Below are 16,543 nucleotides of genomic sequence, written 5' to 3' on the forward strand. Positions count from 1 at the left end.
GGCATCTCTCCTCAAGGCTGGCCCGCGAACGCCGGGTCGTCGTCGCGGCCAGCACCCATCCCGGTATGCCTGCTGGCTGCGATGCCCGACCGCGCCGATGGCGAGAACCTGGGGAAGACGGCTTTGCCAACGGCGAGGAGTGCGTCGACGCCCTCGAGCCGGTTCCTGACGAGCTGGTCAACCTCGATCAGCACCGCCAGGTCATCGCTGCCCGTGTGCGGAAAAGGCGGATCTGCAGGCCGAGCCGCCGGGCGGGGCGACAGCCCCCAGTTCGTCCCGGTCCTGGCCGGGATTCGGGTGCCCCGGCTGGGCGGTGGCCGGCCGCGGACACGTCCGGATCGGGTGCCGGCGGACAAGGATGCGGCTCATCCGGCTGCCTCCGGTGTCATGGCGTGGGCGGCGGCTTGGGTCGAGCCGAGGAAGTCCCGGGTCGCGATGTGTGCGACGTAGCCGTCGGGCCGGATGAGCAGCAGGGTGTCGCCTTCGAGTCCGTAGACGCGGCGGAAGTCGCGCTCAGGATCGGTGAGCACGTGGTCGGCCTTGGCATCGGCGTCGACGACGACACGCCGCAGCGGCGCTCCCGCGGCCGGCCAGCGGAGTTCCTCGCTCGCCACGGCGGCATCCGGTCCGGTTGCGACCGCGGTGAAGTGCGGTCCCCGGTAAGTGTCGAACAGGCGCGCCTTCGTCCCGTCCGTGCCGAGCAGTTCGGTGTCCGGCGCGCGGTCGCCGACGTGGAGGGTCGTCGTGCTGTCGGTTCCGCTCGGTGCGAGCGGACCACCGTAATAAGTCAGCGACAGCTGCTGCTCGTCCTTGCCGCGGCGCATGCTCGCCGGGTCGAGCTTCGCGATGCCTTCGTACTTCTGCGTGGACAGGCCGAGCACGCCCGCGGCGATGGGCAGGCGTTCGGCTTCGTAGCTGTCCAGCAGCCGTGCGTCGGCCCCGGCGAGGACCTGGCCGAGCTTCCAGCCGAGGTTGTAGGCGTCCTGGATGCCGGTGTTGAGGCCTTGCGCGCCCGCCGGGGTGTGCACGTGCGCGGCGTCGCCGGCGAGGAACACCCGCCCGCGGCCGTAGGCCTCCACCATCCGGATGTTGGGCCGGAACACCGACCGCCACTGGATGTCGCGCAGCTCGATGTGCCGGTTGCGGGTGTGCGCCCGGATCCGCTGGGTGATCGCTTCCTCGCCCTCGGGCGGCTCTTCGTCCGGAGACAGGCGGATCATCCACTGGAACAGGTCGGTGTGCGGCAGCGGGCAGGCGCCGACGAACCGGCCCTTCACCCCCGGCCAGATGTGCCAGCGGTCACGGGACAGGCCCGTGGTGACGGCGTCGACGATGAGCACCCGGTCCTGTTCGTCGGTCTCGCCGAGGAAGCCCAGGTCGAGGTGCTTGCGCACGGCGCTCGAACCGCCGTCGGCGCCCACGAGGTAACGAGCGGTGATCTCTTCGGCGCCGTCGTCCGTGGCTACGGTGGCGGTGACCGACGTGCTGTCCTGCTCGAACTCGACGAGTTCCCGGCCGTACTCGACCCGGACGCCCAGCTGTTCGAGCCGGTCGTGCAAAACGCGGTCGGTGCGGAACTGCGGCATCAGCCGGGTGTTCGGGTAGGGGACGTCGGTGGTGCGCTCGCGGTTGCGGAACATGCGCCACGGGGCGACCACCGGTCCCAGGTGGATGCCCAGGCGGGGGTAGTCGCTGCTGGCGGCGAGGACGTCGTCGAGCGCGCCGAGGTCGCCGAACACCTCCAGGGTCCGCGGCTGGATGCCCTTGGCGCGTGAGCCTTCGAACGAGTGCGGGGCCTGGTCGATGATCCGGACGTCCAGACCGCGACGGACGAGGTCGATCGCCAGCGTGGTGCCGGTCGGGCCGGCACCGGCGATCAGGACGTCGATGGTCCTTGGAGGGTTCTTCATGGTTCGAGCCGATCTGGGTGGGAAACGGCGAAGGACGCGATTGTGTCGCCGACGTCCTCCGGTCGTTCGAAGGGGGCCATGTGGCCGCACTGGGCGATGACGTCGGTCCGCCGCGGGCGCAGCAGCTCGCTGACGGTGTCGAGGTGGGTGATCGGGGTGACCCGGTCGTCGTCGCCCCACACCAGCAGGACCGGAATGCCGAGCGTGCCCGTCCGCCGGAACAGCTCCTGCCGCCGGTACAGCGGAAAGTCCTGCAGCGTCTGGAAGAACGAGTAGAGGGAGCCCTCGTACCGGTAGGCGTCCCGCACCATCGCGACCAGTTCGGCGGAGCGGGCCGGGTCGCGCACGTTGTGCCCGAGGTGCCCGTCCAGCAGCCCGCGGCCGAAGCGCCGGGCGACGAATCCGGCCACCAGGTCGTTGCGCAGCAACCGTTGCGGCAGGGGACGCTCGCCCAGGCCGGCCGGGCCCACGATGGTGAGGGTGGCCACGCTGTCGGGGTACCGGTTGGCGTAGGCCATCGCGACCAGGGCGCCCATCGAGGTCCCGACCACGTGCCGCCGTGGCCCGAGGTCCAGCGCCGAGGTCAGCTCGGCCAGCTGCTGGACGAACAAGGCTTCGTCGTAGGTGCCCCGGACGCGGTCGGAGCAGCCGCGGCCGTAGGCGCTGTAGGCCAGGGTGCGCAGGCCGCGGGCGTGCAGCCGCGCGGCGAGGTCGTCCCAGTAGAACAGCGGGATCGTGATGCCGCCGACCAGTACGACGAGGTCACCGTCGCCCGGACCGCCCAGCTCGTAGTGCGTCATCCCGTCGGACAGATCGACGAAGCTGCCCCGCAGGGTGCGCCGCGTTGCCGCGTCGAGCCGGCGGTCCTCATCGGCCGCGACGAAGTACTTCACCGCCGCTCCTCGCGCCGCGACGTTCCGGTGATCGAGGGCAGGAACTCCGCGATCGCCGCGGCCACCCAGTCCGGGTCCTCTTCCGGGAGCAGGTGCCCGCCGTCAGGGTGCACGCGCTCCTGCGCGGCCCGGATGTCGCGAGCGAAGTGCTGCCCGTCGACGTCGGCGCTGCGCAGGACCAGCGTCGGGACCGCGATCTGCTTGATGTCGGCGCTGCGGTCCGGCTGGTCGGTGTTGGCGAAGTCGACGAACGCCGCCCTGTTGCCCGGCCGGCTGGTCAGCGCGTGCACCCGGTCGACCATGGCGTCGTCCACGATCGTCGAGTTCGGGCCGACCGCGTCCCGCAGCCCGCGTTCGGTCGCGCGGCGCGGGAGCCACCGCCGCAGCAGCGGGCGGAGTAACCGGTTGCGAGCCAGTTTCAGCCCGGCGGGCAGGGACTTCCCCGGGTAGCCGGTGGCGTTGATCAGGATCAGCCCGTCGACCCGCTCCGGCGCGTCCAGAGCCAGGTTCCACGCGATGTTGCCGCCCAGCGAATTTCCGGCCACCGCGAAGTGCGGCACCTGCAACGCGGTCAGGAAGCGGGCGATCGTCGTCGCGTACGTCCGGACGCGGTAGTCGCGGTCGGGCCGCGGACCCGTCCGCCCGAAGCCGGGCAGGTCCGGCCGGATCACGTCGTAGGACGCCGACAACAGCGCCGCCACCCGCTCGAAGCCCTCCAACGACGACCCGCTGCCGTGCAGCAGCACCAGCGTCGGCCCCTGACCTGCGCGTTTGTAGTGCACGCGCAGGTCGTCCACTGAGCCGGACCGGACGCCGTGGGTGAAAGCAGAGTCGCTCGCCATAATGGCAACAGTGTTGCCGTTATTGCTGGGCGTGTCAACCGGACGTCATACTGACGGGTGTGACCAGTTCGCCCCGCCCTCCCGCCGACGCCGCCACGTCCTCCCGGCGCTCCCGCGGCCGTCCTGCTGTCCCGCTGGAGCGGATCACTGCCACGGCACTCCAGATCGTCGACGAGGAAGGCGCCGAGGCGCTGTCGATGCGAACACTCGCCCAGCGGCTCGAATCCAGTACGGCGACGCTGTACCGTCACTTCGCCAACCGGGCCGAGCTGGCCACTCACGTGGCTGATCGGGTATTCGGCGAGGTCGATCTCGACCTGGAGGCACTCGCCTCGATGGGGTGGGAAAAGGCGTGCCGCACCGTCGCGCACTCGATGTTCGACGTACTCGGCCGGCACCACAAGGTAGCGGCCCTGCTGGTCAGCCATGCGCCGATCGGCCCGCACGCGCTGAGGCTGCGTGAGCGCTGCCTGGCCGTCCTGCTCGACAGTGGCTTTCCGCCGCATACGGCGGCACGCGCCTATGCCGCATTGGCGCGGTTCGTCCTGGGCTTCGCGATCCAGCTCACCGGCACGACGGACGCCTCGGAAGAGCAGCGGCTGGCCGCCGTCTTCCGCGACCTTTCCGCGACGGACTTCCCCGCCACCCACGCCGTCGCCGAATCGTTGCCGGTGCCGCTCGAGGAAGAATTCGCGTTCGGATTGGATCTTCTTGTCGACGGCCTGCGTCAAGCGCGTCATCACGGCCGAAGTTCCTGACGTCGCAGTGACAGCATGGCGGGCGGTGCGCCGGACTCGCCCCCTACGCGAGCCCGGCGACCGTATCCCCTGGTGGCCCCCAGCCGTCGGTGAGGACGCCGGTCCCCGCATGCAGTCCCGGCAACCGCACACGCCGGTGAAACCCGTACCCGGGCGGTCCGTGACGAGGTTGCAGATCATGAACACCCGACCGGGGGATGTCCGGCAACCTCGCGAGACGCTGGCCCGCGCCACTCTTTGCCGACTTTCTGCACGTGGAGCGGGGTATCGCGCTGGTGACAGGTTCCGGCGGTTCGGTCGCGGCAGTCGAGCTTCTGGCTGGGCTATCCGGGTTACGGTGGCCACGCACGGAGACCCGCGGCCGGTCGATCTGGGGCGGGCGCGGGTGTGCGCGATGCGCGGTCGCCCATTCGTCGGCGAGAGTGGGGAGGATCATTGCCGCGAGTCGACTGTCGTGGGGCTGCGCACGACCAAGGGGTGAGTGGTGGATCGGGAGACGGGGTTCGCGGTTGCCGAGTTCGATCGGGCGCTGGACACCTGGTGCTCGTGGACAGGACGGCACGAGGCGATGGCGCACGTGCGGTTTGTGGCCCGCGTGCTGCGCGAGCGGGGGGCGTGGCCGGAGTTGGTGCGCGGGTGGGCGGAATCCGACGAACGCGGAGACGCCGACGGCGCCTGGCGGATGGGCTGGGTGCTGCTCGACCAGGGCGACCGGGCCGGATCGGAGCGCGCGTTCGGGCGGGCGGCCCAGCGGGGCAATCTTTCCGCTCTGTTCAAAGTGTGCGGTGAGCGCGCCAGGGCCGGTCTGGACGCCACCGCACTGCAGACGGAGTACGAGCGGGCCTCGCGGCGCCGGCAGGAGGCCGATCAACTGGCCGACCAGCGCGGTGACGCCGATGCTGCCTACCGAATCGGGTTCGACTTGGTCGCACGATCGAGCGTGCTTGAGACGGAGTTGTCGGCCATCCCCGACATCAGCTCCCGGCGCAAGTACAAGAGATGGCAGGCAGTCGCCCGCGAGAAGCGCGACCAGGCCCGGGAACTGCGGCGGTCGGGCGAAGCGGCGCTGCGGCGTGCGGCCGAGCGCGGCAGCGCCGACGCCGCCGCCAAACTGGGCGCGCTCGAGCACGAGGGATACCCGTCGAACGACTCGGATCAGCAGCAGAACGAGCGGGCCCTGCCGTGGTATCGGCTGGCCGACGAACTCGGTCACCCCGCCGGCTCGTGGTGGCTCGGCCACATCCTCGCGGCCCGTGGCGACCATGACGAAGCCCAAGCCGCGTATCGGCGCGCCGAAATCCGCGGCCACCCGCTCGCGGCCTCAAGCCTGGCGTCGCTGCTGAGCCGGCGCACGCCTCTTGACCGGCAAGCCCTCGAAGCCGCCTACCGCCGGGTCACCGAGATCGACTACGACCCGAACGGCTGGGTCAAGCTGGCCGGGCTGCTCCAGCAACGAGACGATCTCGACGGCGCCGAAGCGGCCTACCAGCGGGCCGTCGAACGAGGTGCCCGTGAGGCGGCCTTCGCTCTTCGACGCCTGCGCGAGCAGCGCGCCACGAAGCCGTCCTTCACGTAGTCGCCGGGCGCGAACCAGCGCTCCGGCCGCTTCCGTTCGGCGATCTCCAGGGGCAGCAATCTCCAGCCGCCGCGACGCCGGCCCGCTGCACCGGCTCCACCACGACAGCCGACACCGCCGTCCCGCTCACGCGAGGGCAACAAACACCCTGTCCGGGTGCAGAACTGGACGGCTACCGCGCCGGCATGCGCGTCGCCCGGTGACAACCAGCTTCCCGGCAACTGATGCGCGCCGGTCCCGTCACACCGGGTCGAACAGCACCGGGACTTCACGGGGACTGCGGAGCTTGGGCCCCAGAACCCACGCGAGATCCTCGGCGGGCTCGGCCAGGCGAAGGTTCGGCAGCCGCCTGAAGAGCAGTTCCAGCGCCACTTCTCCTTCCAGGCGGGCCAACGGCGCACCCACGCACAGGTGGATGCCGTGGCCGAAGGCCAGGTGGGAACGCCACTCGTCGACCACGAACCGTTCGGCGGCGGCGAAGCGGGCCGGGTCGCGGTTGGCCGCGGCCAGCGAGATCACCACCGCGTCGCCCTTCCTGATCGGCGTCTCGCCGATGGTCATGTCCTCGGTGGCCCAGCGGTTCACCGACGTCTGGACGGGCGAGTCGTAGCGCAGCGACTCCTCGACCGCGATCTTCCACGGCAGCGAGCCGTCCAGCAGCTTGGCGAGTTCCGTCGGGTGCTGGAGCAGGCGCAGTCCCGCCGCCGCGATCAGCGGTCCCGTGCTGACCATGCCGGCGCCGAGGAGGACGTACAGCATGCCCTCCAGTTCCTCGGCACTGTGCACGACGCCGCGTTCGAGGCCCTCGATCATGATCGTCGTGACGTCGTCACCGCGGTGGGACCGCTTGTACGCGATCAGGTCGCGGACGTAGGCCATCAGCTCGTCGGTGGCCGGGCCGCCGCCGTACGGCGCCTCGGTGTAGCCCGCCACCAGGAATCGGTCGATGCAGCGGCTGACCTCCATCCGCTGGTCCTCCGGGATCCCGTAGTAGTCGTGGATCACCGCCCACGGGATCGGCCAGCTGTAGTCCGCCACCAGATCGGCCCGGCCGGTGCCGGCGAACTCGTCGATCAGCGCGTGGCACGTCTCGAGCACCCTGGGCCGCAGGCGTTCCGTCGCCCCCGGGCTGAGGATCGGGCTCACCAGGTGCCGCAGCCGGGTGTGGTCCGGCGGGTCCTTGCCGAGCAGGTCGCCGTGGTCCTCCGGGCTCTCGTCCGGCTTCCCGGCGTGGCGCCGGTCGTGGCTCAGCCTGCGGTCCGCCAGGCACGCGCGGGCCTCGGCGTGCGTGGTGACCAGCCACGCGGTGCCTTCGCCGTCCGGGCCGGGCACGCTGGCCACGGGCATGTCCTCGCGCAGCCAGGCCAGGTTCTCGTACGGATCCGGATCACCCTGTCCTTGCCGCGAGACGAAGTCCGGCAGCCGGACGTGCGCCATGGCGAATCCTCCCCAGTGGTATTTGCCGGCGGGTCATTCCGGCCCGGAATGGTGCGGTAACGCCAATTGAGCGGGCTCTCGCCGGCCACCAAATGACCGGTACCGGATCATGACCCTTTCCGAGACTTACCAGCATCCCGGCGTCCGTGCAAGGAGGTTGATTCGATTGGCGGAGGGGGGCCTGTCGGTCTTTCACGAACGCGGCCGGTGGTTGGTTGACAGGACGCTGGTGCTGGTTCATCCTGGGACGGAGCGAACTTGGGGATGGATGGCCGTCTGCGTTGTCGCGCAGCGGAAACAGGGGTCGATGGGGGCAGGGCAACAGCGGGCAGTCGATCTTCCGATCGTGGTCGCCCGGTCACCGGAATGGATTAACCGAACGGCGCGTGCCGGTCGTCCGGAAGCGCTGTCCGCGATTGATCCGCCACGTGATTCGTCCGCTTCGGCGCTGTTTCGCATACCTGCGAAAAACGGGATGGACCGGTGCACACGCGCCGGTGATCGGACATTCCGGTGTCCATTCCGGCGGGAATGGTGGCCGAGGACAGAAGGGGACTGGGGATGACCTCCGGCAAGACCGTGCTGGACCGGTTCGCCGAGCAGGTGGCCACGCGCCCGTCGGGGCCCGCGCTGGCGTGCGGCAGCGGCCGGCTGACCTACGCCGAGCTCGACGCGCGCGCCACCCGGATGGCCGCGGCGCTGCAGGACCGGGCGATCGGTACGGAGTCCCGGGTCGGCCTGTGCCTCGGCCGGACGATCGACCTCCCGGTGGCCATGCTGGCGATCCTCAAGGCGGGCGCGGCGTTCGTCGCGCTCGACCCCGCGCACCCGGCCGAGCGGCTGCGGGGGCTGGTCGAGGACTCCGGTGCGGCCTGCGTGATCGCCGAGCCCGGCAGCACCTGGACGGCCGAGGTCGACCACGTGACGGTCCAGGACCTGGCCCGCGCGGGCAGCGCCGGGCCGCTGCCCCGCGTCGGCCCCGGAAACGCGATGTACGTGGTCTTCACCTCCGGCTCCACCGGACGCCCGAAGCCCGTGGTGATGGAACACGGCCCCACCGCGAGGCTGATGAGCTGGGCCGCGCGGCGCTACGACCTCACCGGCGCGGTGCCCCAGTACTTCCCGGTGACCTCGGACGTGTGCGCGTACGAGATCTTCTCCGCCTGGTGGGCGGGCGGCTGCGTGGTCGTCGTCGAGGAGGACGACCGCTACGACGTCGCCCGGCTGGCCGAGCTGATCCGGCGGCACGGCGTCGCCACCGCGCTGCTGCCCGGCGCCGTGCTCGCCGACCTGGCCCGGTACGCCGGTGGCGACCCCTCCGCCGTCGCGACGCTGCGGCAGCTGGTGACCACCGGCGACCGGCTCACCATCGGCGACGACCTGCGCCGGATGTGCCGGGACCTGCCCGGCCTCACCCTGGACAACCAGTGGGGATCCACCGAGGTCAACGTGGTCACCGCGGGCCTGCTGAGCGGACCGGCGGACGACTGGCCCGCCACGCCGTCCATCGGGTCGCCGGTGTCCGGCGGCCGCATCCACGTGCTGGACGAGCACCTCGAACGGGTCCCGGTCAACGTCCCCGGCGACCTGTACGTCGGCGGCACCCAGGCGGCCCGCGGCTACCTCGGCCGCGCCGATCTCACCGCCGCCGCGTTCCTGCCGGACCCGTACACGGCCACGCCGGGCGGCCGGATGTACCGCACCGGCGACCGGGGCCGCTGGCGGCCGGACGGCACGCTGGAGTTCCTGGGCCGCAGCGACTTCCAGGTCAAGGTGCACGGCTACCGGGTGGAACCGGGCGAGATCGAGGGCGTGCTGCGCGCCCACCCGTCGGTCGCCCGCGCCGCGGTCGTGGCGCAGCGGACCGGCACCGGCGTCCGGCTCGTCGCGTACGCCACCCCGCGGGAGTCCGAAGTGGACACCTCGGCGCTGCGGGACCACCTGCGCGGGCACCTGCCGCAGCACCTGGTCCCGGCGGTCGTGGTGGCGTTGCCGGAGATGCCGCTGACCGCCACCGGCAAGGTCGACCGCGGCAGGCTGCCCGCCGTCGACGCGGAGCCCGCGCCGGTGCGAACCGAACCCCGCGACGACGTCGAGCGGAAGATCATCGAGGTCTGGCAGGCCGTGCTGAAGCGCGACGCCATCGGGCCGGAGGACGACTTCTTCTCGCTGGGCGGGCATTCGCTGCTGTGCGTGCAGGTCGTCGCCCGGATCGGCCGCGCCTTCGACGTGGAGCTGCCGCTGCGGGCCATGTTCACCCACCGCACACCCGCCGAGTTCGCCGAGGTGGTGGCCGGTGCCAGGGCAGGCGGGCAGCCGAAGCTGACCCGGCAGTCGCCGGGCAGCCCGCGGCTGCTGTCCTTCGCGCAGCAGCGGTTGTGGTTCCTCGACCAGCTCCAGCCGGGCATGACCGCCTACAACCTGCCCCGGACGCACCGCCTCCGGGGTGCACTGGACACCGGAGCGCTGCGACGGGCGTTCGACACGATCATCACCCGGCACTCGGCGCTGCGGTCGCACTTCGAAGAGGTCGACGGCGAGCCGCTCGTCGTGCTCGACCGCCCCGGCCGGATCACCTTGGACAGCGTCGACCTCTCGGCGGAGCCCGACCCCGAAGGCGCCGCGCTCGACCTGCTGCGCGATCGCGCGGAGACCCCGTTCGACCTGTCGTCGGGGCCGCTGGTCCGGGCCGTGCTCGTCCGGCTCGCGCCCGAGGACCACATCCTGCAGACCGTCATCCACCACGCCGTGTACGACGGCCTGTCCCAGCAGATCCTCACCGACGAGCTGTCCCGGGCGTACCGGGCCGAACTGGCCGGCGCACCGGCCGGCCTGCCCGAACCGGCGGTGGAGTACACCGACTACGCCGCTTGGCAGCGCGCCCTGCTCGCCGGCGACACGAGCGCCGAACAGGCACGCTACTGGCGCGGCAAGCTCGGGGGCGCGCCCGCGGTCCTGGAGCTGCCCGCCGACCGGCCGCGCCCGCCGGTGCCGACGTACCTGGGCGCCGCGGTGCCGTTCTCCGTTCCCGCCGACGTCGTGGGGCGGCTCCGCGAGATCGCCAACGACGGGCAGGCCACCACGTTCATGCTCACGCTGGCCGCGTTCCAGGTGCTGCTGGCGCGGTACGCCGGGACCGACGACCTGATCGTCGGCTGCCCGGTCTCCGGGCGCAGCGAACCCGAGCTGGAGCCGCTGATCGGGTTCTTCGTCAACTCGATCGCCCTGCGCGCCAAGGTGTCCGGCGAAGAGCGGTTCACCGACCTGCTGGCCCAGGTGCGGGAGACCACGCTCGACGCGTTCGCCCACCAGGACCTGCCGTTCGAGCAACTCGTGCAGGTACTGGCACCACCACGCGACCTGAGCCGCAACCCGGTGATCCAGGTGTGGTTCCAGCTGTTCGAGGCCGAGTCGCTGGACCGGTTCGACCTGTCCGGGCTGTCGGTGTCGGAGTTCCTCGACCTGGACACGGCCACCACCACCCGGTTCGACCTCGAGCTGCAGCTGCAGGTGGCCGCCGGGGGCGGCCTGAACGGGCAGGTCGTGTACGCCACCGGCCTGTTCGACGAGCCGACCGTCCGCCGGTTCGCCGAGCACTACACCACCCTGCTCGCCGCCATCGCCGCCGATCCGCGGACCCGCGTGGACCGGCTGGCCGTCACCACCGCCGACGAGCGCGAACGCGTGCTGGGTGAATGGAGCGACCGCGCGGGCGGCGCGCTCGTCCTGGACGACCGGCTCGAGCCGGCCCCGGTCAACGTCCCCGGCGATCTCTACACCGCGACCGAAACGGACGTGGACGCCGTCGAAGTCCGCGGAAAACGCTTCCACCGCACCGGCGAGCTGGCCCGCTGGCGGGCCGACGGGTCGCTGGAGCGGCTCGGGAGCCCCGGCCGGGTGCTCCGGGTCCGCGGCTACCGGCTGGAGCTGACCGAGGTCGAGGCCGCGTTGCGGGAACACCCCGCGATCGCCGAGGCGGCCGTCACCGCGCACGACACCGAGGTGGGCGTCCGCCTCGCCGCGTACCTGGTGCCCGCGGCGGGGGAGACCGTGCCGGAACCCGCGCCGCTGCGCGACTGGCTGCGCCAGGGGCTGCTCGACCAGTTCGTCCCGCAGGGGCTCACCGTGCTCGACGAGCTGCCGGTCACCGCGGCCGGCGAGGTCGACGTGGCCGCGCTGCCGGAGCCGGACCTGGACGTGGCGCGCGTGGCGCCCCGGGACGACACCGACCGGGAGATCCTCGCGCTGTGGTGTGAGCTGCTCGGTCACGCCGACATCGGCATCCACGACAACTTCTTCGACGTCGGCGGCCACTCGCTGCTGGTGCCGCAGGTGGTGCACCGGGTGAACAAGACGTTCGGCACCGCACTGCCGATGCGTTCGCTGTTCGACGCCCAGACGGTGATGACCCTGGCCGACCGGGTGCGGCTCGCCACGGCGGGCCGGCCCGCCGACCACGCATGACCCGCAGCCACCGGACCCGGGGGGAGCACATGGACGACACCAGTGACATCGTGGCGGTCGGCTTCGGGCCCGCCAACCTGGCACTGGCCATCGCGGTGGAGGAGCACAACGCCGCCGCGGCGCCGGAACACCGGCTGCGCGCGAGGTTCCTGGAGCGCCAGCCCCGCTTCGGCTGGCACCGCGGGATGTTGCTGGCCGACGCCACCATGCAGATCAGCTTCCTCAAGGATCTGGTCACCTTGCGCAACCCGGGCAGCCGGTTCACCTTCCTGACCTACCTGCACGAGCGGTCGCGGCTGGTCGACTTCATCAACCACAAGACGTTGTTCCCCACCCGCCTGGAGTTCCACGACTACCTCGACTGGGCCGCGGCCGAGTTCGCGGACCGCGTCGAGTACGGCGCGACCGTGACCGACATCCGGCCGGTCGTCGCCGGGGAGCAGGTCGTGGCGCTCGACGTCGTCGCGGAGGGACCGGCGGGCCGGGTCGTGCGGCGAGCGCGCAACGTCGTCATCGGCACCGGCATCGAACCGGTGCTGCCGCACGGCATCACCCGGTCGCCGCGGGTGTGGCACAGCAGCGAGCTGCTCGACCGGCTGTCCGGGCCGGAAGGCCGGGCCGCCACGGCGTTCGCGGTGATCGGTGCCGGGCAGAGCAGCGCCGAAGTGGCCGCCTACCTGCACCAGCAGGTGCCGGACTCGCAGGTGCACGCCATCTTCTCCCGGTACGGCTACAGCCCCGCCGACGACTCCCCGTTCGCCAACCGCGTGTTCGATCCGGCCGCGGTGGACGAGTTCTTCGCGGCGCCGGAGTCGGTGAAGGAGAAGTTCCTGCACTACCACGGCAACACCAACTACTCGGTGGTGGACGTCGAGCTGATCGAGGACCTTTACCGCCGGGTGTACCGGGAGCGCGTCGCCGGCCACCGCCGGCTGCACATCCACCACCTTTCGCAGGTGACCCGGGTGGACGAGCGCGGCGACGGCGTGGTGCTGCGCGTGCAGGCGATGGCCGGGGAAACCGGGCACGACCTGGCGGTCGACGTCGTCGTGTGCGCCACCGGCTACCGGCCGATGGAGCCGGACGTGGTGCTCGGCGGGGTGGCGGACCTGTGCAAGCGCACCGGGTCCGGGCTGTTCCGGATCGAGCGGGACTACCGGATCACCACCGGCGACAACGTCCACTGTGGAATCTACCTGCAGGGCGGCACCGAGCACTCGCACGGCCTTTCGTCGTCGCTGCTGTCGACGTCGGCGGTGCGGGCCGGGGAGATCGTCGACTCGGTCGCGGCCGGGCGGAAGGAGCGGGCCGGTGTTCGTTCCTGAGATCTATCGGTCACCGGACCCGGCGTGGCTGACCGAGCTCGTGCGGGCGTACCCGCTGGCGACCCTGGTCACCACCGGCCCGGACGGCCCGCTGGCCACCCACCTGCCCATCGTGTTCGCCGCGGACGTCGACGGCACCGAACCACCGGAGACCCTCGACGGCGCCACGCTGTACGGCCACCTCAACCGGGCGAACCCGCACTGGGCCGCACTGGACGGCGGCACGAACGCGCTGCTGATCTTCCACGGTCCCGACGGCTACGTGTCCCCGTCCGTCTACCGGACTACCCCGGCCGCCCCGACCTGGGACTTCACCGCCGTGCACGTCCACGGCGCGCTACGCCCGGTGGCTCGGCCCGCGCCCACCATGCGGATCGTGCGGGCGACCGCCCGGGTGTTCGAGGACCGCTTCGGCGCCGGCTGGGACCAGACGGCTTCGCTGGGCTACTTCGGCACCCTGCTGCCCGGGGTGGGCGCGTTCGAGCTGACGGTCACCGCCGCGGAGGGCATGTTCAAGCTCAGCCAGGAACAGGAGCCGGAGGTCCGCGGGCGCGTCGCCGCGGCGTTCGCGAACAGCGACCACGGCCTGCACCGCAGGCTGGCCGCCCTGATCGACCGGGCCGCGCGGGCACGGATCGGGGTGGGCGGGGCATGACCGGGCTCGGCACGCGGTTCGCCGCCCAGGTCGCGGCCACCCCGGACGCGGTGGCCGTCGTCGACGGCGCCACCCGGATCACCTACCGCGACCTGGACGCGCGCGCCGATCGGCTCGCCCGCCACCTCGCCGGCCTGGGGGTCGGCCCGGAGGTCGTGGTCGGCGTGTGCCTGCCACGGGGCATCGGCGCGGTGACCGCGTTGCTCGCGATCCTGAAGGCCGGGGGCGGCTACCTGCCGCTGGACCCGGCGCACCCGGCGGCCCGGCTGACGGGCATGCTCGAGATCGCGCGTGCCCGGCTGGTCGTGGGCCCGTCGCCGGACCCGCGGCTGCCCTCGGTGCCGCCGGAGCCCGCTGAGTCCGATGTGGACGGTGTGCTTCCCCCGGCACCCGCGGAAGCTCTCGCGTGCGTTCTCTTCACGTCCGGGTCGACCGGGCAGCCGAAGGGCATCGGGCTCGGTCCGGCGCCGATCGAGAACGTCGCCGATTGGGCGGCGGCGGGGCCGGTGGTGTGCGGGCACCTCTGCTCGCTCGGGTTCGACATGTCCCTGCAGGAGATCTTCGGCACGCTGCTCGGCGGCGGCCGGCTCGTGGTCGTCGACGAGGACCGGCGCAAGGACCCCTACCTGCTGATGGACCTCATCGCGGCCGAGGGCATCGAACGGCTCTACCTCTCACCCGGGTTCCTCGTGCAGCTCGCCGGTGCCTACCTCGCCCGCGAGCGCACCCCCGGCCTGGGCTCGCTGCGGCACATCGTCGCGGCCGGCGAGCGCCTGCGCGTCACCGCCGGGATGCGGCGCTTCTTCACCGAGGTCGGAGCCCGCCTGGAGAACCAGTACGGTCCCTCGGAGACCCACCAGGCCACGGCCAACCCGCTTCCCGGTGACCCGGCGGGCTGGCCGGCGGAGCCGTCGCTGGGCGGCCCGATCCCGACCACCACGGTCCACCTGCTCGACGAAGACCTGCGGCCGGTCCGCGACGGGGAACCGGGCGAGGTGTACATCGGCGGCCGCGGCGTGGCCCGTGGCTACCTCGGACAGCCGGCGCTGACCGCGGCGAAGTTCCTGCCCGACCCGTTCACCGGCGAACCCGGCGCCCGCATGTACCGCACGGGCGACCGGGCTCGCCGCGACGGCAGCGGTGCGCTGCGCTTCCTCGGCCGGCTGGACAACCAGGTGAAGGTCCGCGGCTTCCGCGTGGAGCCGGGCGACGCCGAGGCGGTGCTCGCTGCGTACCCCGGGGTCGGGCAGGCCGTCGTGGTACCGCACGACGGACCCGGCGGGTCGGTCCGTCTCGACGGCTATCTGGTGTGTGGCGAGCCCGCCCCCGACCTCGCCGCGGTCCGGGCCTTCGCCGCGCGGCGGCTGCCGGACTACCTGGTGCCCGCCACCCTGCAGGTGCTGGCGTCGCTGCCGCTGAACCGGAACGGCAAGGTCGACCGGCAGGCCCTGCCGCTGCCGCCGTCCGGGCGCGGCTCGCCGGTGCCGTACGTCCCGCCGTCCACCGACCAGGAAGCCCTGCTGTGCGGCCTGATCGCCGACGTGCTGGGGACCGGCCGGGTCGGGGTGACCGACGACTTCCTGGACCTGGGCGGCAACTCGCTGCTGGCGACCCGGCTCGTCACCGCCCTCGTCGGCGCGTTCGGCGTGGAGATCCCCGTGCGTGCGGTGTTCGACCACCGCACCGCACGCGCCCTCGCGGCGGTCGTCGAGGACGCGCTCGTCGCCCGCGTGCGGGCGCTCAGCGCCGCCGAACTGAGCGCGGCACTCGCCTCCGGGGAGGGCCCGTGCGCGTAGGGCTGCTCATCCTGCCCGCTCAGACGTGGCGGGAAACCGCACGGCTGTGGCGGAACGCCGAGGACCTCGGCTTCGACCACGCCTGGGTGCACGACCACATCGCCTGGCGCGACCTGACCGGCAAGCCGTGGTTCGCGGCCGTCCCGACGCTGGCCGCGGCGGCCGCGGTCACCTCCCGCATCCGCCTGGGCACCCTGGTGTGCACGCCGAACTACCGGCACCCGGTCCCGCTCGCGCAGGAAGCCGTTGCGCTCGACGACATCTCGGGCGGCCGGCTGGTCCTCGGCCTCGGCGCGGGTGTCGACGGACCCGACAGCCGCGTGCTCGGCCGCCCGCAACCCGGCCGGGACACCCGCGTCGCCCGGTTCGCCGAGTTCACCGCGCTCACCGATCGGTTGCTGCGCCAGGACGTCACCGACTTCGACGGCGAGCACTACCGCGCCGAACGGGCGTGGATGACCCCCGGCAGCACGCAACGGCCGCGGGTGCCGCTGGCCGTCGCCGCGCCGAGCGCCCGCACGATGCGCGTCGCCGCGCACTACGCCGACACGTGGATCACCAACGGCCGCACGCCCGAGCCGGGGCTGCGCGCCGCGGTCGTGGACGTGAAGACCGTGCGGGTGCAGTCGGAACGCTTCACCGACGCCTGCCTCGCCGAAGGGCGGGATCCCGCCGAGCCCGCCCGCATGGTGTTCCACGCCGACCGGGAGCGGTCCGCGCTGTCGTCGGTGGGCGAGTTCGCCGAGCTGGCCGCGGCCTACGCCGAGGCAGGCATGAGCGACCTGGTCGTGCCCTACCCCAGGACCGCACCACCCCACCTGGCCGATCCGGCGGTGCTCGACCGCGTCGCCGCCGACGTCCTGCCGGACCTGCAGCGTTGAGCAGAA

At 72.3% G+C, this 16,543-nt stretch carries 12 protein-coding genes and 1 pseudogene; 8 read left to right on the plus strand and 5 right to left on the minus strand.

Annotated features, from left to right (window positions below; all coding sequences use genetic code 11):
- Positions 1-11: 11 nt before the first annotated feature.
- The gene (locus tag OG738_RS29890; protein WP_329057078.1) at positions 12-194 is read right to left on the minus strand and encodes a hypothetical protein; all 183 of its coding nucleotides are present in this window, start codon (positions 192-194) and stop codon (positions 12-14) included.
- Positions 195-231: 37 nt separating this feature from the next.
- On the opposite strand from OG738_RS29890, the pseudogene OG738_RS29895 reads away from it, so the two are divergent.
- Positions 232-357, plus strand: a pseudogene (locus OG738_RS29895) (IS5 family transposase); the annotation flags it as partial.
- A gap of 8 nt (positions 358-365) precedes the next feature.
- Here the strand turns inward: OG738_RS29895 and OG738_RS29900 are convergent.
- Genes OG738_RS29900 through OG738_RS29910 form a run of 3 tightly spaced genes read right to left on the minus strand, consistent with a single transcriptional unit; the run spans position 366 to position 3,645 of the window.
- Entirely contained in the window at positions 366-1,910 is a 1,545-nt protein-coding gene (locus OG738_RS29900) for an FAD-dependent oxidoreductase (protein WP_329045823.1), read from the minus strand.
- On the minus strand, positions 1,907-2,803 hold the full coding sequence (locus OG738_RS29905; protein ID WP_329045825.1) for an alpha/beta fold hydrolase: 897 nt from the start codon (positions 2,801-2,803) through the stop codon (positions 1,907-1,909). Before OG738_RS29905 ends, OG738_RS29900 begins: the two co-directional genes overlap by 4 nt.
- Complete coding sequence (locus tag OG738_RS29910) at positions 2,800-3,645, minus strand: alpha/beta fold hydrolase (RefSeq protein WP_329045826.1); 846 nt, start codon at positions 3,643-3,645, stop codon at positions 2,800-2,802. Before OG738_RS29910 ends, OG738_RS29905 begins: the two co-directional genes overlap by 4 nt.
- 59 nt (positions 3,646-3,704) lie before the next feature.
- On the opposite strand from OG738_RS29910, the gene OG738_RS29915 reads away from it, so the two are divergent.
- Positions 3,705-4,403, plus strand: a complete 699-nt coding sequence (locus tag OG738_RS29915; protein WP_329045827.1) for a TetR/AcrR family transcriptional regulator — start codon at positions 3,705-3,707, stop codon at positions 4,401-4,403.
- A 484-nt stretch (positions 4,404-4,887) separates the two neighbouring features.
- On the plus strand, positions 4,888-5,979 hold the full coding sequence (locus tag OG738_RS29920) for a hypothetical protein (protein WP_329045829.1): 1,092 nt from the start codon (positions 4,888-4,890) through the stop codon (positions 5,977-5,979).
- Positions 5,980-6,219: 240 nt separating this feature from the next.
- On the opposite strand, the gene OG738_RS29925 is transcribed toward OG738_RS29920, so the two are convergent.
- Entirely contained in the window at positions 6,220-7,416 is a 1,197-nt protein-coding gene (locus tag OG738_RS29925; protein WP_329045831.1) for a cytochrome P450 family protein, read from the minus strand.
- Between the two features lie 561 nt (positions 7,417-7,977).
- On the opposite strand from OG738_RS29925, the gene OG738_RS29930 reads away from it, so the two are divergent.
- From OG738_RS29930 to OG738_RS29950, 5 genes are read left to right on the plus strand one after another with little or no spacing between them, the layout of a single operon-like run.
- Entirely contained in the window at positions 7,978-11,880 is a 3,903-nt protein-coding gene (locus OG738_RS29930) for an amino acid adenylation domain-containing protein (protein ID WP_329045832.1), read from the plus strand.
- A 29-nt stretch (positions 11,881-11,909) separates the two neighbouring features.
- Entirely contained in the window at positions 11,910-13,205 is a 1,296-nt protein-coding gene (locus OG738_RS29935) for a lysine N(6)-hydroxylase/L-ornithine N(5)-oxygenase family protein (protein WP_329045833.1), read from the plus strand.
- Complete coding sequence (locus OG738_RS29940) at positions 13,192-13,860, plus strand: FMN-binding negative transcriptional regulator (protein ID WP_329045835.1); 669 nt, start codon at positions 13,192-13,194, stop codon at positions 13,858-13,860. Before OG738_RS29935 ends, OG738_RS29940 begins: the two co-directional genes overlap by 14 nt.
- Complete coding sequence (locus tag OG738_RS29945; protein WP_329045838.1) at positions 13,857-15,656, plus strand: non-ribosomal peptide synthetase; 1,800 nt, start codon at positions 13,857-13,859, stop codon at positions 15,654-15,656. The genes OG738_RS29940 and OG738_RS29945 overlap by 4 nt, the downstream gene beginning before the upstream one ends.
- Positions 15,647-16,537 (plus strand): LLM class flavin-dependent oxidoreductase, encoded by an 891-nt coding sequence (locus tag OG738_RS29950; RefSeq protein WP_329045839.1) that lies wholly within the window; start codon positions 15,647-15,649, stop codon positions 16,535-16,537. Before OG738_RS29945 ends, OG738_RS29950 begins: the two co-directional genes overlap by 10 nt.
- The last annotated feature ends 6 nt before the right edge of the window (positions 16,538-16,543 follow it).

The organism is Amycolatopsis sp. NBC_01488, from assembly GCF_036227105.1.
Classification (GTDB): Bacteria; Actinomycetota; Actinomycetes; order Mycobacteriales; family Pseudonocardiaceae; genus Amycolatopsis.

Coding starts and splice junctions, on each gene's coding strand:
- OG738_RS29900 (WP_329045823.1), bottom strand. CDS start 1,910: ATGAAGAACCCTCCAAGGACCATCGACGTCCTGATCGCCGGTGCCGGC.
- OG738_RS29910 (WP_329045826.1), bottom strand. CDS start 3,645: ATGGCGAGCGACTCTGCTTTCACCCACGGCGTCCGGTCCGGCTCAGTG.
- OG738_RS29925 (WP_329045831.1), bottom strand. CDS start 7,416: ATGGCGCACGTCCGGCTGCCGGACTTCGTCTCGCGGCAAGGACAGGGT.
- OG738_RS29930 (WP_329045832.1), top strand. CDS start 7,978: ATGACCTCCGGCAAGACCGTGCTGGACCGGTTCGCCGAGCAGGTGGCC.
- OG738_RS29935 (WP_329045833.1), top strand. CDS start 11,910: ATGGACGACACCAGTGACATCGTGGCGGTCGGCTTCGGGCCCGCCAAC.
- OG738_RS29945 (WP_329045838.1), top strand. CDS start 13,857: ATGACCGGGCTCGGCACGCGGTTCGCCGCCCAGGTCGCGGCCACCCCG.